Raw genomic sequence first — 21,231 nt, 5'->3', positions numbered from 1 at the left:
TTTGGAGGAGATTATATATGTTAAATAATTTAGAAGTAAGAATAATGAAAGATTTAAAATTTGGACATACACATAAGTTTTTTTTCGCAGGAAGATATGATGTTTCCGAAGATGAATTTTATTCAGCTATAAGAAGGTTAGGTATTATGGGATATGTATACTACGATGAACGTGACAAAGAACCATTTAAAGGACATTTATATAATATAAGAATCTCATTGAAAGGTATACAAGAGTTTGATGAATAGTAAATATAATCTTAAAGGGGTATAGATTATTCTCTATATCCTTACTTTTAAATATTAATAATGTGAGGCAATTATACTATGAATACAGTTAGAATATTAAATCCTAAACAAGCGGGATTATATATAAAGCATGGTGTAAAACCAATCGATATAATTTATACGGATGCTCTAGTTTTTATATTTGAGAAAAATAAAAAGACAGTAGAATTACATAGGAAATGGTTAAATAGAGAATTAGATTAAGATAATAATTGAAGGAGATTATATATGGGGTTAAATAATACATATACAATAAATGATATTATAAAAGATGATAATCATAGATTTCCTATGACATCGTCGAATATAAGAGTAGGGAATAAAAAAGTTAATTACAAAGTTTTAGCATTGATGACTTTATTTAGTAATAAACAGACATTAGAAAATATTTATGAAACAGGATCAGAAGACCTATATAGGTATCTATATAAAAATAAATTATTTAAATATAGGAACCTAGTAGAAAATTTAACTAATATGAAATTGGAAACAATAATTAAGGTTATAAATAATATGACTAAGATAGATACTGGAATAAGAAAAATTACTACTGAGGGCGGTGAAATAGTATATTATATGGATTATAAAACTAATGATAGAGAATTTGTAATTATCCATGCAAAGATACTAAAGCAGTTAATTACTTACTCAAATAGTAATTGTATAAAAGTATATATAATTTTGAACTATATGTGTAGAAAAGGGAAAGTTAAGATTACTAATAGTTGGTTATTGAAACAAATTGGTTTAAAACCTAACATAGGTAATAATAATAAGCAGATTGCTGATATAACTAAAACATTATGTGACTTAGGTCTTATAAATAAATATACAGAAGATATAGATGGAAAAAGTCATAATTGGTATAGTATAAATTCTTATGAAGAATGGAAGCTATTTAATAAATTAGATAGCTGTAGTTAAGTGTTTTCAACGCATGGCAAAATAATACGCATGTTATTCAAAATAATACGTATTAATAGCAAGATTTTAGAATGCTAAGTAAATAGATAATATTTATAGATAATAAGTAAATAGATACTTTTTATACGTCATCAAATAAATCTGCTGACGTGCTAAGTTTAGGATTAGACAATGTCTAGTCTTTTTTTATTGGGATGAAAGGATTGAATATGAATGATAGAATTAAGAGATTACCAAATTGAATGTGTTGATAAAATATTAAACATGAAAGATGGAAATAAAATTTGCTATTTACCTACTGGATCAGGAAAAACAATTATAATGAGTGAAATAGCAAGACGTTTGACAGGAAGAGTGTTAATTGTTGTAGATCAGCAAGAATTAAGACAACAAAGTATAGATAAGATAAAGATGATATGTGGAGAAAATGAAAGTGTTGGGTCAGTACAGGGGAAATTGGATGATGTATATAAAAGAATTGTCGTAGCCACAAGACAAAGTTTGATTCATCCTAAATCGGATAGATTACATAGAATACTTGAAAATGGTAATTTTGAAATTGTAATGTTTGATGAATGCCATAGAGCAGTACATCAGATTCAAACAATTATAAATAAAATAAATGCAACAATTGTAGTGGGATTCAGTGCAACACCCTGGAATGTCGAGTTAAGATCTATTTTTGATGGATTTATCTATGAAAAAGATACAATAGAAATGATTGAAAATGGCTACTTATGTGATGTAAATTGCTTAGCTGTAAAATCTAATACAGATTTATCTACTGTATCAGTTGTCGCAGGTGAATTCAATCAGAAACAATTATCTGATACAGTAGATAATGCTTCTAGAAATAGTTTAATTGTTAAAGCATATAAAGAGTATGCAAGTGATAGAAAGCATACAGTTATATTTGCTACAAGTATAGACCATGCAACAAATCTTGCGAATGCATTTAATCTAAATAATATATCAGCTAGATCACTTGATAGTACAATCAGTTCTGATGAAAGAGAAAGAGTATTGAATGACTTTAAAAAAGGAAAGTATAAAGTACTAGTTAACTGTCAAATATTGACTACGGGATTTGACTTTGATGCGTTATCCTGCATAATAATGGCCGCTCCTACTAAATCAAAAATAAAATATGTACAACAGCTAGGACGTGGCCTTAGATTATATGAAGATAAGAAAGATTGTCTTGTGCTGGATATAGCTGATAATTATAAAAATAATTTAATGAGTATGAAATCTATATTTGATGTAAATGACTCAGAAACAATATTGAAAGCAAAAGAAAGAAAAGAATATGAAAAAAGAGAACAAGAAAGAAGATTAGAAGAACAAAGAAAGATTGAAGAGGAAGAAGAACGTATTAGATTAGAACAAATTAATTTATTCAATCAAGATATACATAATTTACAAGATGCAAGTAATTTAGACTGGTATTTTGGTAGTGTAAACAAAAGTGATGTGGCGATTTTATCATCAAATGCTAATACAGATTTTTATATAGTCAAATATAATAATTTATATTACTCATATAAATATAAAAAATTGGATGGATATAAATATAAGCTAGAGATCATAAGTGAGAGTTCAAGTTTGTTGGAAATTCTTCAAGAAGTTGAAAAACTTGCAATTCAATATGGATCTTCTTTTATAAATAAAAATAATAGAAAGTCCTGGAAACAAGACAAAGCAACTGTAAAACAAATTAACGCATGCAAAAGTGAAAGAATTAAAACAAAGTGGGATGCACACAAGCATTTTTCACGAAGAAACATGTGGTATGCATTAAGAGATATTTTTTGATTATTACTAATTTAATACTTTAATCTGTGCTTCACAAAAGAAAAATATTTTGCCATTATATTTTTTCTCCTATTGTAGATTTAGTTTCTTTGTTTATTTTTAAATCTATTTCAGTGAAGCATAGACAAAAGTATTAAATTAGATATTAGTACAAAGAGTAAAAGTTATTATTCTTAATTTTATAGTAAATTATTTTTATTAAAAACAAAGGAGTTGCTGCTATGGGATTATGTAAAGTCTGTAATAAAGAAGTAAAACAGTTGAGAAAAGGAATGTGTGAACGACATTATAGACAATGTACTAGGTATGAAGGAATATCAAGAACAAAATATGATTTAAATGAAATTGTAATAAATGAAGATTATGCAGAAATAATTCTATATGATAAAAAATGTAATGAAGTTAGCCGGTCTAAAATTGATTTAGAAGATATTGATAAAGTCAAAAATATAAAATGGGGATTAAATAATGAAGGGTATTGTAAAAATAATAAAATTGGAATGCTGCATAGATTTTTAATGAATTGTCCTGATGATATGGTTGTAGATCACATCAATCATGATAAGCTAGATAATAGAAAGAGTAACTTAAGAATATGCACTAGACAACAAAATAATCTTAATATAAATGTTAGAAGTAACAATACATCTGGTTGCACAGGTGTGTCATGGAACAAAAAGTGTAGCAAGTGGAGAGCATATATATTCCTAAATAGAAAACAGTTAGAGTCTGGACTTTTTAATAATTTTGATGATGCAATACGCTTTAGAAAAAAATTAGAAATTAAATATTTCGGTGAGTTTAGAAATGTTAATTAAGAAAAAATATTTTATACTAGAGAAATCTAGTATTTTTTTATATACTCTACAACTTATTATTAATACTTGAGATGTTGACTACTATGCGGAAATAGTAGGAGTTGATAGATTATTAGTAATAAGAAATAAGTAAATATTTATTCCTCCAATTTTGTTTGTTAATTAAAGTATCTCTATCGAGCATTTTGGTGGTGCTTAATGTTCAAATGATAGTCGATCGGATTTTAGTAGAGTATATAGAAAAATGCTAGATTCAAATGAAAGGAGATGATTAATATTTTACTAACACAAGAGAGCATTAAGATTTTAGAAAAAGAACGTAAAAGAATAGTTGAAAAACAAAATGAATTACAAATAAAGGTTCAAGAGTGTCAAGACAGAAAAGAAGCAATAGATGAACTGTTAGAACAAGAGATAGAAGCGTTTATAGAAGACTGTAATGAATTGACTTCATTATACGAGATAGTAAACAAACAATTATTTGTAAGTATAAATCTAGACAAATACTTAAAAGAACGATACAAATATGAGGAGGAATAAGCAATGAAAATGTTAGATAGAGTATCAATAAAAGAAGTGAATTATAAATCATTTTCTCAGTACAATGATAATAAAAGAGAGAACGTAATTGAAAGAGTTGAAGTACATGCAAGTATAGATAATATTCAAAACATAAGGATGATATTTAATACTGATACAGTATTAACATTAGATGAACTCAAAGAGTTAGTTTCGAAAGAGATAGAAGATAAATGTAGTGAAGATATTAATGATAATGAAAGCATAGATGAGATAAATGTAAAAATGTCATTTGATGCAAGTAGATACGTAAACAATAGTAAATTTGAAAAAGTATCTGATAGTGGTGAGTATGATAACAAATATACACCAATAGAAAAAATAAAACGTATATATGAATCAATATTCAAGTAGGTAAATTTCTTTTGTGTGTCTATTATAGTAATTAATTTCTTAGTAGAAATATATTAAGAAGGTGATAACAGTGTTAATTAAATGTCCTCATTGTTTAAAAGTACATGATAAATATTTTAAATGTCAAGATAAGAGAATGCATGAAAGTATTAAATCAGATATAGAAGAACAGTGCGATAGGTTCTATCAATCAAAGAATTGGAGAAAGAAGAGAGAAGAAGTATTAAAAGAATCTAATTATTGTTGTGAGATATGCTTAGCATTAGATAAAGTTACGCTTGCTAATGAAGTGCATCATATAGTAAAGATTAGAGAGAGTTGGGATAAGAGACTGGATACAGAAAATCTGATTGCGGTGTGTAAAGAACATCATAGAGTAATAGAAGGCAAGACAAGAGATGAAATATTAAAATTTATTGATGAAAATAGGGGATAGCCCACTTGAACATAAGAAATATTGGGGAATGAAAAGGCGAAGGGGGTTTTTATTTCACAAAATGTGATTTTTTCAAACTTTTTAGGAAGGAGGGTACGAGATGAATAATTTTTATTCTCGGAGAAGTGCAGAAAACTATGAAATGACTGAGAGGTTAAAAGAATTTAATAATAACAATTTGAGTTTAAAGACTCCTCACTTAAAAATTAAAGATAAGAGTTGGAAAAAGAAATTTAAATTTTATACTGAACTACTTTCAACAAGTGGATTATTATCTGATTTGGATTTAGGTGTGTTAGGAAACTTAATATCTACAGAATTAATGTTAGAGAGATTGCAAGTACAGTTACTTGATGAGGGAATAGGTATAGTTGAACAGAGTAAATTACTTAATAGTTATCAGAAATTATTAAGTAGTTATAATACATTATGTTCTACTGTTGGACTAGGTGTAAAAAATAGAGGTCAGATATTAAAGAATCAAGAAAAGAAGATTGAAGAAGATAATGATCCACTTTTACAAATATTGAGTGGTGATAAATAGTGCATGAAATACCAAGTTATTACAAAGCATATAGGTATGCAAAAGACGTTGCAAATGGAAACATATTAGCCGGAAAGTATATAATTAAATCTTGTAAGCACTTTTTAGAGATGGTTAATAATCAAGATAGTAAATATTATAAAAAATATTTTGTTGATTACGAAATGATTAAGAAGATTGACTCAATAATAAAACTAACTAATTTTTCAACTGGAGAATTTGCTGGTAAAGGATGTTATGAATATATTTCTGGTTTTCAGTGGTTTATACTTATTAATTTATTTTGTGTATTCCATAGAGATAATGAAAGTAAAAGAAGATATGAAAAAGCATGTGTTTTTATAGCTAGAAAGAATGCAAAAACATGGTTAGTATCGATGTTTATGATATTAGGTTTATTATTTGAACCTAATTATGCTCAATTAGTTGCGGCAGCAAATACGAGAGAACAAGCTAAGATATTATTTAGTGAAATAAAGAAGACTTTAGAAGTAAGCCCAGGACTTAAAAAACATTTTAAAATAACTAGAGATAAGATTGAATGTAAGTTGAATAATAACGTACTATTTCCAATTGCAGCTGAAGCACGAAATACTGATGGTATGCTTGTTTCAATAGGTTGTGTTGACGAATATGGAGCAGCAAGAGATGATAGTATTTATCAATCGATACAAACTTCAATGTTAAGTACAATAAATAGACTTATATTTACTATTTCAACGGGCTATCCGTATGCAAATAACCCAATGAAAGAGCAAATTGAATATGGTAAAAAGATATTAGATGAACTTATCGAAGACGATAGGTTTTTTTTAATGTGTTATGAATTGGATGAAAAAGATTTATGGACTGATGAAACTAATTGGATAAAAAGTAATCCTTTACAGGCTACATCAAAGTTGGGGATGGATTTCTTAAAAGCAGAATGTAAAATGGCTATTGAAATGCCATCTAAAGCGACAAGTTTTAGGACAAAGAACTTAAACCAATGGTTAGATATTAAAACTGGTAATTCTTACATAGATTCTAAGGATATAAAAGCATGTTCAATTGAAAATTACGATTGGAATAATAAAGAAATTGTCGTGGGAATTGACCTTTCTATTTCTTCTGATAATACATCAGTTAGCATTCTTACCAAAGAAAATGGAGAATACATTGCCCAATCCTGGTGTTTTGTACCAGGAGATCTAGTGGAAGAAAAAAGTAAAGTTGAAAAAGTAGATTATAACAGATTTATTAGAGATGGATCATGTTTTGCATGTGGCGATAGGATAATTGATTACTCTTTTGTAGAAAACTTTGTACTTGAATTAGAAAATAAACTAGGATGTAGAGTTAGATCTGTTTGTTATGATAAGTATAATGCAATTTCCACTATACAGAAATTATCTCAAGAGGGATTAGAGTGTGTAGAAACACCTCAAAATTACTTTGTATTACATCCTGCTACTAAATTATTAAAGGAATCTGTATTAACTAATAAGTTTAAATTTATTAATAATGATTTATTTGTACTAAATGTTAGTAATGCAATAGAAGTAACTAATCCTTCAGGATCATTAAGCATGATAAGTAAGAAGTCAAGTAAATTTAAAATAGATATGTTAGCAAGTTTAATTAATTGTTTTACAATAATTGACGATTTACCAGAGTCTTCGGTTTATGATACTGGAGGTATTACATGGATATAGGAGGTGAAAAAATGGGAATATTTAATAAATTATTTTCTACTAGTGATTTATCTGAAACAAAAGTAGGTATTAACGATACAATTGTAGATGGTGAAACTATAAAATTTGCCGATGTAAATGAAGAAACTGCAAGAAAAGTCGTAGCACTTCAAAGTGGGATAGATTTAATAGCTAATGCAATAAGTACATTACCATGTTACCTTTATCGAAGAAATAAAGATGGTGAAAGAATAAAAGTTGATGACTATAGAAATTATTTACTAAATGCAAGTCCTAATGAGACGGTTGTAGCATCAAATTTAAAATACAACATAGTTAAAAACTTAATACTGAAAGGTAATTCTTATACACTTATAATCTATGACAAGTCAGGTAAAGTTAAAGAATTATTATATTTGAAGAATGTTACTGTAGATAAAGTAAAATTATCAGATGGTACAGTTAATTTTAAGTATTCATTTACTTTAAATGATAAGTACATGACAGTTAATCATCATGAAATGATCAATATGATTAAAGATAATGATGATAGTTGTTCTTATAAAGGACGTGGAGTGCTTGAAAAAGGAATGGAATTACTGAATATAGCAGCATCAGAGAATAAATATGCATATAGCTCATTAAATGGTGTAAATGTAAAAGGGTACTTATCAAAGGATACAAAATTAAGTCTTGAGGCAAAAGAAAACTTACAAAAATCTTGGAAAAAATTCTATACTGGCGCAGATAAGACTTCTACACCAATTTTAGAAGAAGGTCTTGAGTTTAAACAATTAAACTTAAAACCCGCTGAAATAGAATTATTACAAAGTAGGCAATTTACTATTAAACAAATAGCTATGTTACTAAATATACCTTTTAGTTACCTAGTTGATAGTGCAAGTAGTTATAATAATAGTGCTGAAGAGGCATTAAGATTTTTAAGACAAACCTTAAGTCCATACATAAGACTTATGGAGGAAAATTTTAATAAGTATTTACTTACAGAAAAAGAAAAAGGACAGGGATATTTCTTTGAATTTGATACGCAAGAAATACTTAGGGTTAGCGTTAAAGAACAAATTGATTATTTAGACAAAGCAACAAAAGGTGGTTTAATGACATTAGCTGAAAGTAGAAGAAAATTAAATTTACCATACATTGAAGGGACAGATATACTATTAGTTCCTGTTAATATGGGAGTTTTATCTGATGGTGACATAAGTCCAATTAGTTCAGATAGGATAGATAAAATCGAAAAATAGGAGGTGATAATATGAGAGATAATTTAAGAAACTTTTTAGAAGTTAAGAACGCAACCAATACAAGTGCCGATTTATATTTCTATGGAGATATAGTTAGTAGTTGGTTAGGTGCTTGGGATGATACAGACCAGTATCCAGATTCAGTCAAGAATTTTTTAGATGAACACAAAGGAAAAGACCTTAATATCTATGTTAACTCTAATGGTGGAAGTGTGTTCGCAGGGATTGCAATATACAACATGTTAAAAAGACATAATGGTCATAAAACTGTTTATATAGACGGCTTAGCAGCTAGTATATCAAGTGTTATAGCATTAGTTGGTGATGAAGTAGTTTGTCCTAGTAATGCTTATATAATGATCCATGAGCCTTGGAGTTGTGTTCAAGGAAATTCAACTGAAATGAGAAAAGCAGCAGATTTATTAGATAACATTAGAGAAACTATAATTAATATTTATGAAGAAAACTTAAATGAAGGAATAGATATTGAAGAAGTTAAAGAGATGGTTCAAGCTGAAACTTGGTTAAATGGAGTTGAATCTGTTAAATACTTTAAAAATGTTACTCTAACAGATGAAGTAAATATGGTTGCTTGCGCATCAGAACTTTATGACAAGTATAACAAAGTACCTGAAAACATTCTGAATAAAGAAGCCAGTGAAGAAGTAGAAGAAAAAATAAACTTAGATTATTACAAAGCTAAGTTAAAAATGTATGAAATGTAGGACTCAATGAAGTTCTTTTTTTATGCTCAAATTTAGAAAAAGGTGGTAAAAGATTATGAAACTTAAAGCATTACAAGAAAAAAGAAATGAAATAGTTAACTCGATGAAAGTAATGACTGAGACAGCTGAAAACTTTAAAGTTGAAGATTTTAATGCTAAGGAATCTGAATTAGTTGAAGTTGAAAATAAAATAAAAGCCTTACAAAAGGTTGAAACATTAACAAATATAAAAATAGAAAAGGATGGTAATGACATGGACTTAAGAAACTCAATATTAGAAGGAAAAGAAATAAAATTAGCTAACGAACATACTACAGCAGCAGATGGTTCTGTAATAAAAGAAAGTTATGCAGATACGATAGAAAAGAAATTAGTAAACGTATCTCCTTTATATCAATTAGTTAGAAAAATAGTAACTGAAAATCCTCACAATATACCTGTACAAGCTGGTAAATTAGGAAAATTTGTTAAGACTGGCGAATTACAAAAATATGTAAACCAAAAAGCTAACTGGAAAACTGTTCAATTAGGAGCTGAGAAATATACAAACTTAGTTACCATATCTGAAGAACTATTAAATGATTCAGGGTACGATTTAGAAAAAGAGTTAATAGATCAATTAGTTGAAGCATTAGCATTAACTTTAGATGAATTAATAGTAAAAGGTGATGGAACTGTTGAAGGATTAGAAACATTTACTAAAGAAAATGGTGCTAAAGAAGTTGTACAAGGAGCTGCTGGAGTAGTTACAGTTGATGAAGTTATAGACTTATTTTATGCTTTGCCAGCTCCATATAGACAAAACGCTTGTTGGGTAATATCTGATAGTATGGCTAAATTACTTTCAAAATTAAAAGATGGAGAAGGAAGACCTGTATTAGTTCAGTCTTATATAAATGGTGTATTAGAAAACACTATACTAGGTAAACCAGTTATAATAAATGAATTCGTTGCAGAAATGACAACTGACAATAAGTGTATGTTCTTTACAAATTTAAATAGAGCATTAGTAATTGGATTAAGAAAAGATATGGTTATTAAAAAGGATGAGTCTTTCTTAGATGATTCTGTAATGATTAAAGCGAATACTAGATTAGACATAAAGAAATTAATAGACGAATCTGTTGCTTATTATGTAGCTAAGTAAGGTGTTATTTTATGAAAGTTAAGATATTGCAAAGTTTTGTACATAAAGACTTAGGATCATTTATACCAAATGAAGAAGTGGAGATAGAAGATTCTATCGCTAATTTACTTATTAAACAAAACTTAATTATTGAAGAAAAGAAAACTATAAGAAAGAAAAGAAGTAAGAAGGTGGATTAATCTCTACCTTCTTTTTTATTAAGGTAGGAGATGATTAATTATGTTATATAACTCAGTTGCAGTTACTCCTCTTGTATCTTTCTCACACAAGGATCTGGATGATTTTGTATTCGGTAGATATTATTTTATAGCTGAACCTATTGCCCTAAAATTAAAAGAATCTAATTTAGTTGAAGTAATGAAAATATCAAATGATGGAGAATTTGAGATAGGCATTAACGACAAAATAAATGTTTCTAGGGAAAGGTTGAATATATCTACAATTGATACTTATTTAGTAGATTATAAAGGTGAAGACAATGTATAGATGCAAATGTGGGGAATATTATATGCCCAATACAGATGATGGACAGGAAAAGAATATGGTAGGGATATTTCATAATGCGTTACATATCAGCTACGAACGTGCTTGTGCTGTTGGAAATTATCTTATTGACTGTGTAAGTGTCAAAAAGAATCTTAGAATTGAAGAGTCATTTCATGATGATGATGAAATGATTAATGGATTTTGCTTACATGCAATGGAATATGTGAGTGATTACACAGGAATATCGGATATAAGCTTTGGGAATGAAATTGATGGTGTAAAAAACTATAGCCTAGGAATGGCCGTACTAATTTTAGCTAGTTACTATTATGAAAATGGTACTACACTTATCGAACCTAATTCTAAAGCTAGTTCAATGCTTAAATCTATACTTGATCTAAAGAAAATAAACTGGTAGGTGATATAAAATGAATCCTTCAGAAATGCGAGATAAAGTAACTATTATAAAAAAAGAACTAGTGTATGACCCAAATTATGGTGTAGATAAGATGAAAGATATTACAATAATAAAAGGATTAAGAGCTAAAAAGAAAACCCTATCGACTAAAGATTATATGAGAGCTAATTCAGATAATACTAAAGTTGCCTATAAATTTATAGTTAGAAAAATAGTTAGAAAAAGAAATATTGATGAGTCTATGTATCTTATACATAAAGATAAAGAATATGAGATTAAACATGTTCATGAGTTTGAAGACCACATGTATTTAGAGTTAACATGTCAAGAGGTGAATTAGTGTGGGATTTGAAATAGATTTTAGTGAGTTAATAGATAAACTTGATGAAATAGAACGTAAACTTAAAACTGAGGTAATTGATAATGCACTAGAAAAAGGCGCTAATATCATATTAGAAGCCCAAAAGAAAACTGTACCAGTGGATACAGGAAACTTACAAGACTCATTGGATAAAGGAGATAAAACAGGATCAGGTACAAATAGAAAAATAACTATTGGTATTGAAAATGGAGACGATGAATCTATTAGATATGGATACTATCAAGAGTATGGAACTTCAGATATGGTCGGTAAGAAGTGGATGAAAAAAGCCTGGAATAAATCGGTTAGTGAAGCAAATAAAGCGATAGGTGAAAGTTTAGCTAAAGACCTATTTGAGTAGGTGATAAGGATGAATAAAAAAATAATTGATATAATGGGAAGTCTTGGTATAGAGGCTTATTATCATAAGACATTAAGTCCAAAAGATAAGTATGTAATATTTACTTTTTATGACGAAGAGGATACAGATGTGTTTGATAATAATAGTCTATCAACAATATATTACATTACTTTGAATTACTGGTGTAAAAATATTGAAGACTTAGATTTATATAAAGATATTAAAAGAAAAATGAAAGAAAATAAGTTCATATTTGATGGTTGCACAGATGTATTTGATGAAAATTACTACGGCAAGAATATGGATTTTATATTTAAAGAAATGAACTCAATTTAAGAGTTCTTTTTTTATGCAAAAAATTAAAAAAGGAAAGGTGATTTTTATGGCAGGGAAAAATTATAAACAAAAAATAATTTTTGGAATGGATAATATACATATTGCAAAAATAAATGACGATGGTACATTTGGAACAATAGTTCCTATACTTGGAGCAAAAGCTTGTGAGGTATCTTTTGAGAGTAGTGAGAAGATAATATATGCAGACAATAAGCCCGTATATAATGACAAGAGAATAACTAAAGGATCTGGGAAATTATCGGTTTTAGGATTAACAATGGATGAAAAAGCATTATTAGCAGGAGTAGATGTTGTCAAGGGAGGAATAGCACTGGGAGCTAATACAGTTGCACCTAACTTAGCTGTTTTATTTGCACAAGATAAGGCCGATGACGGGAAAATACTTACAGTAATATATAATGTTCAATTTACGACACCTTCAATACAAGCTATTTCTACTGAAGGAGAAAAGGAAGAACAAATAGCAGAATTAGAATTTACTTGCTTACCAGATGTGAAAGATGGACTATTCTTCTATACAGTAGATAGTACAGATGAAGCTGCAGATTCAACTATGGTATCTAATTGGTTTACAGAAGTACAAAAACCAACATCATTACCAGCATAATAAATTATGGAGGGCTAATTAATTTTAGTTCTCTATTTTTTTTTACTTAAAAATAGAAAGTGGTGAGAATATGGCACTGAAGCATAAAATACTATATGGATTCGATGAAGTATATATATGTAAATATGATAGTGTACCTATGAAATTAGATGGTGCATTAGATGTAAATATAAAATTAGATAGGGATAGTATTTATATAAAAAATAAAGGTGAAAAAGTTTCTAGAATAGACACATCTATTGATGGATTAGGAACATTGAATCTACTCTCTTTAACACTTGAAGAAAAAGCAATGATACTAGGCCATAAAATAATAGACAACGGATTAGCGGTAAGTACAGGTACTCCACCCAATTTAGCATTGTTATTTACAAGAGAAAAAGCAAATGGATATAAGTTATATCATATTTTTTATAATGTTCAATTTAAAGAGGATACATTAGTTGCTAGAACCTACTCAGGTAATTTTGAAGAAGATACATTATCTATAGATTTTGATGTATTTAAAGATAAAAATAAAGATTTAGTTTACTATGTTGTCGATAGTGAAACAGCTAATCCTGAAATTGTAGCAAATTGGTTTACTAAAGTAACGTATCCAAATGAGGTGATTTAGATGATAAGAGGTACAGTTAAATTACTGATAAATAATGTTGTTTATAATTCAAGGCTAGATTTTGGGTGTTTAATGGCGATACAGTATCAACTTGATGGGAAGACAATACCAGACATAATTGAAGGTGTATTTGATGATAATATAGAGATTATACACGAAGTATTAATACAATCACTTCTAAGATGTGATGAAAATTTAAGTAGAAAGCAAGCATTAGAAAATATATTATCAGTAGATAAAGAGTTAGCTAAAACTTATGCTTGTTACCTAATTTCTATTTCATTTCCTAAAAATTCTAATGATAGTATTAATCCAGAATTAGCGAGATTTAAAAGACTAAAGGCTAGCCTTAAAAAAGAAGATTGGAGTTTTCCTGATATGGAATACATGTGGCATTCAATTTTTAGAAGAACTGATGATTTCCTAAATATAATACCTATAAATTATTTTGAACAAGTAGAAGCACATAAGAAGTTTAATAATATAAGAAATGAAGATGAGAATATAGAATACGTTGATGGTACTGAATATATGTAAAAGTTGGTGATAATATGGCAAGAAGTGAAGAGATTGCAAAATTAACGTCTAGTTTGAGCTTAGACGCTCAATCATTTGTAAAAGAGCTTTCTAATGTAAAGAAGCAAAGTAGAAATCTATCTAAAGATTTTGATGTAGCTACTAAGTCAATTGAAAATGCTGAGGATAAAATGGAAGCTATGGCTACTGCTATATCAAAAGGTGAAAAAGCAATTGAATCTACTAGTAAAAAGTTAGAAATGCAAAACAAACAATATGATGATTTATTTAAAAAAGTAGAAAAGCAAGTAAAAGCATATGAAGAATTAAAAGAAGCTTTAAAAGAAGCAGAGCAAGCATTAAGTCAAATGAATAAATCAGATAATATTGAAGCTTACACTAAACAAGAAAAAGCAGTAAATGATTTAAGGAAAGCGTTAGAAAGTAAAGGTGAGCTAATACAAAAGAATTCTCATAAATTACAACAGTATAGTACAGATATAGATAAAACTGTAAACGACATGAAAAAATTAGAGAACTCTATGAATGATATTAAATCATCTATGGTTAGTATGGATGGAGATAATCCATTAGAAGAACTAAGTAATTCATCAGATGAAGCTAATTCAACCATTTCTGACGTAGTATCTAGCTTAGTTGAATTAACAGGTGTATCTAAGATTACTGCGGCGGCTGTTGTAAGCATATTTACCAAAGGTGCATTAAGTGGAGCAATAGAATATGATGATGCAATAACTAGTTTAAGAATCAGTTTAGGATTAGCAGAAGAAGATGCTAAATCATTTTATAAACAAATTAAAGACATAGCTGGGAATGGATATAGTTTAGAAGGGGCTACTCAAGCAGCGACTTTATTACAAAAGAGGTTTAAATTAAGTAATAAAGAAACTAAAAATCTTTCTCAATCTATGGAATTATTAGATAAAATGGGATACGACTATAATAACCAAGTTAGATTTATGACATCAGCGGTAAATGGTTGGAGCATGACTCATTCTGAAGCATTAGATATGATAATAGCTGGTGAACAAACAGGTATGAACATATCTCAAGACTGGTTGGATACGTTGGTTGAATATACACCTATACTTAGTACATTAGGTATAGAGGCAAAAGATGCCTTCATGTTAATCGATGAGGCAATAAATGCAACTGGAATGAATACAGATCAAGCAACTGATATGGTTAAAGAATTCTTGTTAACTTTAACTGATGGATCTAATACTAGTAAAGATGCATTTAAAGATTTAGGAATAAATATTGATGATCTAAAGAAACAAATTGATGATGGCTCAATAACAACTATTGATGCTATGAAGAAAGTATCTAAAGCTATAATGAATGTTGGCGATGATACAGAAAGAGCTAGGTTACTTCAAGAAATATTCAAAGGTACTGTTGAATATGGTTCTGAAGGTGTAATAGAGGCATGGTCTAACTTAGGTAATGAAGTTATAAATACTTCAGGTGCTATGGATGAAGCAAAACAAGCATATGAAGAATCTTATGCAGCAATGCAACAAGACCTATCAAATTCATGGAAAGAATTATCTCAAACAATAGGGAGAGAAGTGTTACCTGCATTAAGCAGTGTTACTGATTTTACCAATAATACTATAAAGATATTATCATTTTTACCTAGTGCTTTTACTTACCTTGGAAATGATATAGCCAATGTATTTGAAGGTATGAGAGGTAAATTTTATGAATTTATACTTGGTGTAGGAAATGGAATGGCTGATTTTGCAGATACCATAGGTATGGACGAAATGGCTGATTCTTTGAGGGAATGGGGAAAGTCTATTGATGAGGAACATAAAGCATTATCCCAAAGAATTAAAGAACGTAATGAAGAAAATAATAAGTTAAACACTGAATTCTCGCAACATTTAAATGAAATATGGGGAACAATAGGAGATAGTATACCTTCAGAATTAAAGACCAAGTTTACTACCGATACTACTGATGTTGAAAGCAAAATAGAGTCGTTTAAAAATTTAACTTTAGAAGAAAAGACTATGGTATTAAAATGTAATGATATACCAGCTCAAGAAAGAATAAACTACTTTAATTCATTAAGTATAGAAGGTAAACAAGCATTAATAGATGCAGATCCTAGTGGTGCATTAGGCGTTATGGCAATGTGGAACTCATTAACTCCAGATCAAAAGACAGCAATAATTAATGGTGATGCTACTTTAGCAATGAATTGTATATCAGCATGGAATTCATTGAATCCAAAAGAGAAGACAGCTGTATTAAAAGGCGATAATAGTCACGCTATAAGTGCTATGAATAAGGTGAATAGAACAAAAGTACCTGATAAGAAAACGACTATTTCAGCAACAGATAATGCATCTAGTGTAATTGATAATGTAAATGATAAAAAGGTAAAAAATAAAACGTTCACAATAACGGGTATTTTTAAAACTATAGGAAATGCAGTATCAAACATATTTGGAGGAAAGTCTTCAAATAATGGTACAAGAGCAGTATCAAGAAGTGTATCACCATATCGAGAAGACTTAAATTCAGAAATGTCTACTAATACACCTCTATCAATAAATGATATTCAACATATTAACTCAATAGATTTACCATCACTAGATACGATTAAATTTAATTTAGATGATATAAATTATAAATCTCCTATTTTTACAGATTTAACCCAAAAAACAAGTACAAAAATAGAAAATAAATCTAATGTTACTTTTAACTCACCTTTAGTAATTATAGAGGGGAATGCAGATAAGAATACAGTTAATAGTATAGAAAAAGTAAGTGATAGTTTAATTAATGAAATAATTAAGAAAATAGATAATAAAAATGAAAAACAGCGTCGTTTACAAGGTAGATAAAATACATATTTTAATGAGTTTGCAAATTTATTAAACTGGCCTATAGTATTCCGAAATGGAATATTGTAGGCATTATTTTTTTATGATTAAACAAGATATTACAAGATATGACAATGATATTATATATAATAAATAGTGATACAATATATTTTGAGGGGGTATTATTGTGAAAGAGTATGAAAATGGGAATAATGGTATTGACAGTGAGGTAGATGCTGATCTTAAAGAGATTAAAAATGAAAGTACAGAAGATAATAATCAACTAAGATTACAAAGGCCTAAAAAGAATATCGATATTAAAAGATTACTAAAGAAGACTGCATTTCTTATAGCAGGAATAGTAATAGGGTTTATACTTGGTGTAATCGGTTCAGTAGGTGTTTCTGATGAATATGAAAATACAATTAATGAACTTACAACTAAAAATGAAGAGCAAAGTAGCATTATTCAGGATAAAGATGAAGAGATTGAAACTCTTAAAAATAAGGTTGCTGATGCAGAACCTTGGTTTGCTATGAAAGAAGACGAACAAAAAGCTATTGAAGAAGAGAATGCACGAAAAGCTGAAGAAGAGAGAAAGGCAGCTGAGGCTAAAGAAAAACAAGGGTATAATACAGGTATAACTTATAAGCAACTAGCTAGAACTCCAGACGACTATGTTGGAGAAAAAGTTAAATTTAAAGGAAAAGTAGTACAAGTAATGGAAGGCGATGGCGAAACTCAGATACGTTTAGCCGTAGATGGAAACTATGACAATATTATATATGGTGCTTATGATAGCTCAATAGTATCATCAAGAGTATTAGAAGATGATTATATTACAATAATGGGTGTCAGCGAAGGATTACTAACTTATACATCTACAATGGGAGGAGATATAACTATTCCATCTGTACTAGTTCAAAAAATAGATATGTAAATACTAAGGCTATAGGTAAATTCAATAATGAAAACCTATAGCCTTTTCTTATATAAATTTAATAATATTTGAGTATGTAAATTCTACATAACTAGTTACTATAATACGTTTGAAGACTAATTTAAATATATCTTAAGCTATTTCCTCAACGTGACAAATAAAATCAACTAGTATATTTCTATCATCCCAACTATTATTCATTCTCAATGTTATATTCAATTCTTCATGTACACTAATATTAGGATCTGTACATACATAATATTCACTAATATTAACTAATGTACCTTCTAAATCAGCATAAAAATCATCTGCCAATCTATATTTCTTTCCTAATTCTAATTCCACTCCATTAACAAATTCATTGTTTATTACTATACTTCTCATTTGTATTCCCCCTTAAATTTATCAATTGTTTTAAGGCTACACATATGATATAATCTAATTGCGACTTAGGGCTTATACCATTGTGTGTAGGCTCTTTTTTTATTTAAATATTTTAAATATATCCCATATACTAAATGTTGTTTTATTATAAACTTTATTATAGGCGGCTTTTTTAGGATTTTTAATCCATCCCATTCCTTTCTTACCATAACCAGGTATTATAGCTTTCTTAACAGCTCTTTTAGCTTTTCCTGTAGTCCGAGCTTTAAATGATTTCTTGACACTTGGTTTTCTTAAGCCATATTTCATATTAATCTCCTCTCTATATTTATTTGAGGTGTGATTCTCCCCACTCAATGGAGCAGGGATTAGTTTTACTTTTTCTTAATGATAATCTTATCTTCATCAAGCTCAACGACAACATCTCTATTTTCTTTGTCTATTCCTAATTCTCTTATCCATGTGACTGGAAGAGATATCCTAGTAGACTCAGATCCTGAACCTGACTTAGTAAAACTAATTTTTAATGACCTTGTTTCTTTCAATTACTACACCTCGTTTAAGTTTTATCTTAATTAAATAATAATATATAAATATCGGCACGTCAAGTTAATTCAGTAACTTTTCTTAAACAAATATTGACAATAAATACAAAAAACTACAAAATAATACAATTATACGTAGTATAATATATATTGTTAAAACTAAATAGATTGAAAGAGGTAATGATATGGGAAAAAAAACTAACATCAGGATAATTGGAGAAGTATTAACATTTGTAAGTAATATATTAATTACACTGAGTATTGTGGGCTTAATGGTATATATGTACCTATTAAAGCCAATATTTAATGTTGCGATAAGCTCAGTAGACTATTATGATACAGGATTAAGTATTATAAATGATTTCCTAAATATTTTAAATGACAATATGATACTAATTTTATCGGTAGGGGTGACAATAATAGCATTAATCTGGGTACTAAGAGGAATAGTTATTAGAAGCACAGGAAAAGTGTTAAGTATAATTGCAATAATATTTAATATACCTAATTTAATTGGTCTAATAGGGTATGCATTTATTTTATATGATAATTTACAACCTAAGAGTAATGGTATACAAAATGAGAGTAATGATGATTATGAATATAGTAATAAACTAAAATATAGTTTGATAGGTATTTTATTGGTTATTTTAGTTCCGGGAATGTTCATATTTCTAAAAAATAATATAAGTAACTCAAAAGAAGTAGTTGATATAAATAAACCCGAATCAATACAGTCAAGTAACTTGAAAGATATAAGGGCGGATTATCAAAATAAGATGATTGAAGCACGAGAAGTAGTTACAAAAGAAAATGGAATAAATAGGTACTATAGTATATTAATAAATTATTTAAATGAGTGTAATATAAAAAATATAGAAGATGCTAATGTTATTTATGAGTTAAGTGATGAATTATTAAACAATATGTATCAAGAATGCAAGGCTTATATGACAGAAGATTCATTTAGCAGATTAAGAGATGAGCAAAGAAAATGGGTAGAAAATAAAATGATAATAGAAGACGATCTAAAAGATAATGAATTAAAAAAATATAAAACATTAATAGATATTACATTAGATAGATGCAATGAATTAAATAATATAAACTAATAATAAAAGCTAGGATTGAATTTTTTATCCTGGCTTTTATTATTAGTTTACAAAATCAATATTAAAAATTTATAAATAATATAACTAGGACAGGTAACTTTGTAGTCAGATTTGCATATAAATGAGTATAGAAAGGAGGTAGAAGTTATCAAATATATCTAAGGAGTGTTAAATATGACTAAAAAGAAGCAATCTTTAAAATTACCAGTTAGTTTTAAAGAAAATATAAGAGATCTAGCTTTATACAATTATGTATTAGAACAAAAGGATACATTAGGAATAAGCACTTATATAAAACTGCTGGTTGAAAAGGATATGAAGGAAAAAGGTCTATGGAAGTATGATTAAATTAAAAGGACTCCAGGAGTATCAGTCCATAGAGTCCAAAGTAATTGATGAATTATAAAAATATAATTCAATATATAATTCTACATTAATACTTATATTCCTTTAAAATTATTAAAATTTTAGTAATATATTATGGAAAATAGAGTATTTGTAGTAAATTATGAAGAGAATGAACTATACCATTTAAATTAAAAACTTCCTTTGTAGAGAGTTAGAAAAAAATCTTTTGAATTACATCTAAGCCAAGTGCGGCAGCGAACCAATATACATAAGAAGGAATCATATAAAAGCACCTCCGATTAAATGTTATGAAATTATTATTTGTAAATTAGGAGGAGATATTCATGTTAATAAAAATAAATGAAGTAAAAACATATACTTTTGAGGAATTTAGAGAAATACAAGAAAATAGAGGATTAATTAATAATTTAAATTTAATTGAAAAATCAATAGATCATATAAAAAATAATAAACATATGTATCTTAAGTTAGTATTTTTAATGGCTATAACAATTGATAAAGGCACATTAACTGTATTTGCATCAGGTTCACTTGAAAGTAATTTAATGAATAAGGCCACATTCATAATAGATAAACTTATACTACTTGCTAAATATGGCTGTATGGGCATGGGATTAAAAGATATGGTTATATGTTTACTTAACGGTGGGAATATGAAAGAAGCATCATTTGCAGGTATTCAATATTGGTTGGGATACTTATTCTTACAATTTTACCCTCAATTATATGCATAG

At 28.2% G+C, this 21,231-nt stretch carries 30 protein-coding genes; 27 read left to right on the top strand and 3 right to left on the bottom strand.

The features are described 5' to 3' along the window. Positions 1–17: 17 nt before the first annotated feature. The 24 genes from H8923_RS01810 to H8923_RS17575 all read left to right on the top strand — a co-directional run bounded on the left by H8923_RS01810 (position 18) and on the right by H8923_RS17575 (position 18,087). Complete coding sequence (locus tag H8923_RS01810; protein WP_153925254.1) at positions 18–248, top strand: hypothetical protein; 231 nt, start codon at positions 18–20, stop codon at positions 246–248. A gap of 78 nt (positions 249–326) precedes the next feature. Further along, a complete protein-coding gene (locus H8923_RS01805) occupies positions 327–491 on the top strand; it encodes a hypothetical protein (RefSeq protein WP_153925251.1) in 165 nt (54 codons plus the stop codon). 24 nt (positions 492–515) lie between these two features. After that, a complete protein-coding gene (locus H8923_RS01800; protein WP_153925248.1) occupies positions 516–1,211 on the top strand; it encodes a hypothetical protein in 696 nt (231 codons plus the stop codon). Between the two features lie 213 nt (positions 1,212–1,424). Then, positions 1,425–3,026, top strand: a complete 1,602-nt coding sequence (locus tag H8923_RS01795) for a DEAD/DEAH box helicase (RefSeq protein ID WP_153925244.1) — start codon at positions 1,425–1,427, stop codon at positions 3,024–3,026. Positions 3,027–3,247: 221 nt separating this feature from the next. Continuing rightward, positions 3,248–3,844 (top strand): HNH endonuclease, encoded by a 597-nt coding sequence (locus H8923_RS01790; RefSeq protein ID WP_153925241.1) that lies wholly within the window; start codon positions 3,248–3,250, stop codon positions 3,842–3,844. Positions 3,845–4,111: 267 nt separating this feature from the next. After that, positions 4,112–4,384, top strand: coding sequence for a hypothetical protein (locus H8923_RS01785; protein WP_153925237.1), 273 nt, complete (start codon positions 4,112–4,114; stop codon positions 4,382–4,384). A 3-nt stretch (positions 4,385–4,387) separates the two neighbouring features. Beyond that, a complete protein-coding gene (locus tag H8923_RS01780) occupies positions 4,388–4,777 on the top strand; it encodes a hypothetical protein (protein WP_153925234.1) in 390 nt (129 codons plus the stop codon). Between the two features lie 70 nt (positions 4,778–4,847). Next, on the top strand, positions 4,848–5,213 hold the full coding sequence (locus tag H8923_RS01775; RefSeq protein ID WP_153925231.1) for an HNH endonuclease: 366 nt from the start codon (positions 4,848–4,850) through the stop codon (positions 5,211–5,213). 100 nt (positions 5,214–5,313) lie between these two features. Next, positions 5,314–5,757, top strand: coding sequence for a hypothetical protein (locus H8923_RS01770; RefSeq protein WP_153925229.1), 444 nt, complete (start codon positions 5,314–5,316; stop codon positions 5,755–5,757). After that, positions 5,757–7,451 carry a terminase large subunit gene (locus H8923_RS01765; protein WP_153925225.1) on the top strand — a complete coding sequence of 565 codons (1,695 nt, stop codon included), beginning with the start codon at positions 5,757–5,759 and terminating at the stop codon, positions 7,449–7,451. Before H8923_RS01770 ends, H8923_RS01765 begins: the two co-directional genes overlap by 1 nt. Continuing rightward, complete coding sequence (locus H8923_RS01760) at positions 7,442–8,695, top strand: phage portal protein (protein WP_153925222.1); 1,254 nt, start codon at positions 7,442–7,444, stop codon at positions 8,693–8,695. The genes H8923_RS01765 and H8923_RS01760 overlap by 10 nt, the downstream gene beginning before the upstream one ends. Before the next feature lie 11 nt (positions 8,696–8,706). Further along, the gene (locus tag H8923_RS01755) at positions 8,707–9,420 is read left to right on the top strand and encodes a head maturation protease, ClpP-related (RefSeq protein ID WP_153925219.1); all 714 of its coding nucleotides are present in this window, start codon (positions 8,707–8,709) and stop codon (positions 9,418–9,420) included. A gap of 55 nt (positions 9,421–9,475) precedes the next feature. Then, complete coding sequence (locus H8923_RS01750) at positions 9,476–10,567, top strand: phage major capsid protein (RefSeq protein ID WP_153925216.1); 1,092 nt, start codon at positions 9,476–9,478, stop codon at positions 10,565–10,567. 11 nt (positions 10,568–10,578) lie between these two features. Continuing rightward, entirely contained in the window at positions 10,579–10,746 is a 168-nt protein-coding gene (locus H8923_RS01745; RefSeq protein WP_153925213.1) for a hypothetical protein, read from the top strand. 40 nt (positions 10,747–10,786) lie between these two features. Further along, positions 10,787–11,053: a hypothetical protein gene (locus H8923_RS01740; RefSeq protein ID WP_147541196.1), complete on the top strand. Its 267-nt coding sequence runs from the start codon at positions 10,787–10,789 to the stop codon at positions 11,051–11,053. Between the two features lie 22 nt (positions 11,054–11,075). Beyond that, a complete protein-coding gene (locus H8923_RS01735) occupies positions 11,076–11,471 on the top strand; it encodes a head-tail connector protein (RefSeq protein ID WP_172976690.1) in 396 nt (131 codons plus the stop codon). A gap of 10 nt (positions 11,472–11,481) precedes the next feature. Continuing rightward, positions 11,482–11,811, top strand: coding sequence for a phage head closure protein (locus H8923_RS01730; RefSeq protein WP_153925210.1), 330 nt, complete (start codon positions 11,482–11,484; stop codon positions 11,809–11,811). A 1-nt stretch (position 11,812) separates the two neighbouring features. Continuing rightward, the gene (locus H8923_RS01725; protein ID WP_187127805.1) at positions 11,813–12,193 is read left to right on the top strand and encodes an HK97-gp10 family putative phage morphogenesis protein; all 381 of its coding nucleotides are present in this window, start codon (positions 11,813–11,815) and stop codon (positions 12,191–12,193) included. A gap of 9 nt (positions 12,194–12,202) precedes the next feature. After that, on the top strand, positions 12,203–12,529 hold the full coding sequence (locus tag H8923_RS01720) for a hypothetical protein (RefSeq protein ID WP_187127804.1): 327 nt from the start codon (positions 12,203–12,205) through the stop codon (positions 12,527–12,529). 46 nt (positions 12,530–12,575) lie between these two features. Then, positions 12,576–13,157 carry a major tail protein gene (locus H8923_RS01715; RefSeq protein WP_172976769.1) on the top strand — a complete coding sequence of 194 codons (582 nt, stop codon included), beginning with the start codon at positions 12,576–12,578 and terminating at the stop codon, positions 13,155–13,157. A gap of 70 nt (positions 13,158–13,227) precedes the next feature. Continuing rightward, positions 13,228–13,773 carry a major tail protein gene (locus H8923_RS01710; protein WP_153973133.1) on the top strand — a complete coding sequence of 182 codons (546 nt, stop codon included), beginning with the start codon at positions 13,228–13,230 and terminating at the stop codon, positions 13,771–13,773. Then, on the top strand, positions 13,774–14,310 hold the full coding sequence (locus H8923_RS01705) for a hypothetical protein (protein ID WP_153973132.1): 537 nt from the start codon (positions 13,774–13,776) through the stop codon (positions 14,308–14,310). Between the two features lie 14 nt (positions 14,311–14,324). After that, positions 14,325–17,168 carry a phage tail tape measure protein gene (locus H8923_RS01700; protein WP_153973131.1) on the top strand — a complete coding sequence of 948 codons (2,844 nt, stop codon included), beginning with the start codon at positions 14,325–14,327 and terminating at the stop codon, positions 17,166–17,168. Between the two features lie 166 nt (positions 17,169–17,334). Beyond that, positions 17,335–18,087, top strand: coding sequence for a toxin regulator (locus H8923_RS17575; RefSeq protein ID WP_279235026.1), 753 nt, complete (start codon positions 17,335–17,337; stop codon positions 18,085–18,087). 132 nt (positions 18,088–18,219) lie between these two features. Here H8923_RS17575 and H8923_RS01690 read toward each other — a convergent pair whose 3' ends face one another. From H8923_RS01690 to H8923_RS01680, 3 genes are all read right to left on the bottom strand, one after another. Next, positions 18,220–18,471 carry a hypothetical protein gene (locus tag H8923_RS01690; protein ID WP_153973130.1) on the bottom strand — a complete coding sequence of 84 codons (252 nt, stop codon included), beginning with the start codon at positions 18,469–18,471 and terminating at the stop codon, positions 18,220–18,222. Between the two features lie 99 nt (positions 18,472–18,570). Beyond that, positions 18,571–18,780, bottom strand: coding sequence for a hypothetical protein (locus H8923_RS01685; RefSeq protein ID WP_147541186.1), 210 nt, complete (start codon positions 18,778–18,780; stop codon positions 18,571–18,573). Between the two features lie 65 nt (positions 18,781–18,845). Beyond that, positions 18,846–19,016: an AbrB/MazE/SpoVT family DNA-binding domain-containing protein gene (locus H8923_RS01680; RefSeq protein WP_153973129.1), complete on the bottom strand. Its 171-nt coding sequence runs from the start codon at positions 19,014–19,016 to the stop codon at positions 18,846–18,848. A 185-nt stretch (positions 19,017–19,201) separates the two neighbouring features. Here H8923_RS01680 and H8923_RS01675 point away from each other — a divergent pair, with 185 nt between their 5' ends. The 3 genes from H8923_RS01675 (at position 19,202) to H8923_RS01665 (ending at position 21,231) form a co-directional block, all read left to right on the top strand. After that, positions 19,202–20,128 carry a hypothetical protein gene (locus H8923_RS01675; protein ID WP_153973128.1) on the top strand — a complete coding sequence of 309 codons (927 nt, stop codon included), beginning with the start codon at positions 19,202–19,204 and terminating at the stop codon, positions 20,126–20,128. A 174-nt stretch (positions 20,129–20,302) separates the two neighbouring features. Further along, entirely contained in the window at positions 20,303–20,476 is a 174-nt protein-coding gene (locus H8923_RS01670) for a hypothetical protein (protein WP_153973127.1), read from the top strand. A gap of 344 nt (positions 20,477–20,820) precedes the next feature. Continuing rightward, positions 20,821–21,231 (top strand): hypothetical protein, encoded by a 411-nt coding sequence (locus H8923_RS01665; RefSeq protein ID WP_153973126.1) that lies wholly within the window; start codon positions 20,821–20,823, stop codon positions 21,229–21,231.

It is taken from the genome of Romboutsia faecis, from assembly GCF_014323405.1.
Classification (GTDB): Bacteria; Bacillota; Clostridia; order Peptostreptococcales; family Peptostreptococcaceae; genus Romboutsia_E; species Romboutsia_E faecis.
This window is presented reverse-complemented; position numbering and strand designations above follow the sequence as displayed.

Coding starts and splice junctions, on each gene's coding strand:
- H8923_RS01780 (WP_153925234.1), top strand. CDS start 4,388: ATGAAAATGTTAGATAGAGTATCAATAAAAGAAGTGAATTATAAATCA.
- H8923_RS01755 (WP_153925219.1), top strand. CDS start 8,707: ATGAGAGATAATTTAAGAAACTTTTTAGAAGTTAAGAACGCAACCAAT.
- H8923_RS01800 (WP_153925248.1), top strand. CDS start 516: ATGGGGTTAAATAATACATATACAATAAATGATATTATAAAAGATGAT.
- H8923_RS01685 (WP_147541186.1), bottom strand. CDS start 18,780: ATGAAATATGGCTTAAGAAAACCAAGTGTCAAGAAATCATTTAAAGCT.
- H8923_RS01665 (WP_153973126.1), top strand. CDS start 20,821: ATGTTAATAAAAATAAATGAAGTAAAAACATATACTTTTGAGGAATTT.
- H8923_RS01675 (WP_153973128.1), top strand. CDS start 19,202: ATGGGAAAAAAAACTAACATCAGGATAATTGGAGAAGTATTAACATTT.
- H8923_RS01670 (WP_153973127.1), top strand. CDS start 20,303: ATGACTAAAAAGAAGCAATCTTTAAAATTACCAGTTAGTTTTAAAGAA.
- H8923_RS01730 (WP_153925210.1), top strand. CDS start 11,482: ATGAATCCTTCAGAAATGCGAGATAAAGTAACTATTATAAAAAAAGAA.
- H8923_RS01795 (WP_153925244.1), top strand. CDS start 1,425: ATGATAGAATTAAGAGATTACCAAATTGAATGTGTTGATAAAATATTA.
- H8923_RS01715 (WP_172976769.1), top strand. CDS start 12,576: ATGGCAGGGAAAAATTATAAACAAAAAATAATTTTTGGAATGGATAAT.
- H8923_RS01740 (WP_147541196.1), top strand. CDS start 10,787: ATGTTATATAACTCAGTTGCAGTTACTCCTCTTGTATCTTTCTCACAC.
- H8923_RS01705 (WP_153973132.1), top strand. CDS start 13,774: ATGATAAGAGGTACAGTTAAATTACTGATAAATAATGTTGTTTATAAT.
- H8923_RS01760 (WP_153925222.1), top strand. CDS start 7,442: ATGGATATAGGAGGTGAAAAAATGGGAATATTTAATAAATTATTTTCT.
- H8923_RS01745 (WP_153925213.1), top strand. CDS start 10,579: ATGAAAGTTAAGATATTGCAAAGTTTTGTACATAAAGACTTAGGATCA.
- H8923_RS01710 (WP_153973133.1), top strand. CDS start 13,228: ATGGCACTGAAGCATAAAATACTATATGGATTCGATGAAGTATATATA.
- H8923_RS01810 (WP_153925254.1), top strand. CDS start 18: ATGTTAAATAATTTAGAAGTAAGAATAATGAAAGATTTAAAATTTGGA.
- H8923_RS01720 (WP_187127804.1), top strand. CDS start 12,203: ATGAATAAAAAAATAATTGATATAATGGGAAGTCTTGGTATAGAGGCT.
- H8923_RS01770 (WP_153925229.1), top strand. CDS start 5,314: ATGAATAATTTTTATTCTCGGAGAAGTGCAGAAAACTATGAAATGACT.
- H8923_RS01790 (WP_153925241.1), top strand. CDS start 3,248: ATGGGATTATGTAAAGTCTGTAATAAAGAAGTAAAACAGTTGAGAAAA.
- H8923_RS01750 (WP_153925216.1), top strand. CDS start 9,476: ATGAAACTTAAAGCATTACAAGAAAAAAGAAATGAAATAGTTAACTCG.
- H8923_RS01700 (WP_153973131.1), top strand. CDS start 14,325: ATGGCAAGAAGTGAAGAGATTGCAAAATTAACGTCTAGTTTGAGCTTA.
- H8923_RS01690 (WP_153973130.1), bottom strand. CDS start 18,471: ATGAGAAGTATAGTAATAAACAATGAATTTGTTAATGGAGTGGAATTA.
- H8923_RS01785 (WP_153925237.1), top strand. CDS start 4,112: ATGATTAATATTTTACTAACACAAGAGAGCATTAAGATTTTAGAAAAA.
- H8923_RS01805 (WP_153925251.1), top strand. CDS start 327: ATGAATACAGTTAGAATATTAAATCCTAAACAAGCGGGATTATATATA.
- H8923_RS01735 (WP_172976690.1), top strand. CDS start 11,076: ATGCCCAATACAGATGATGGACAGGAAAAGAATATGGTAGGGATATTT.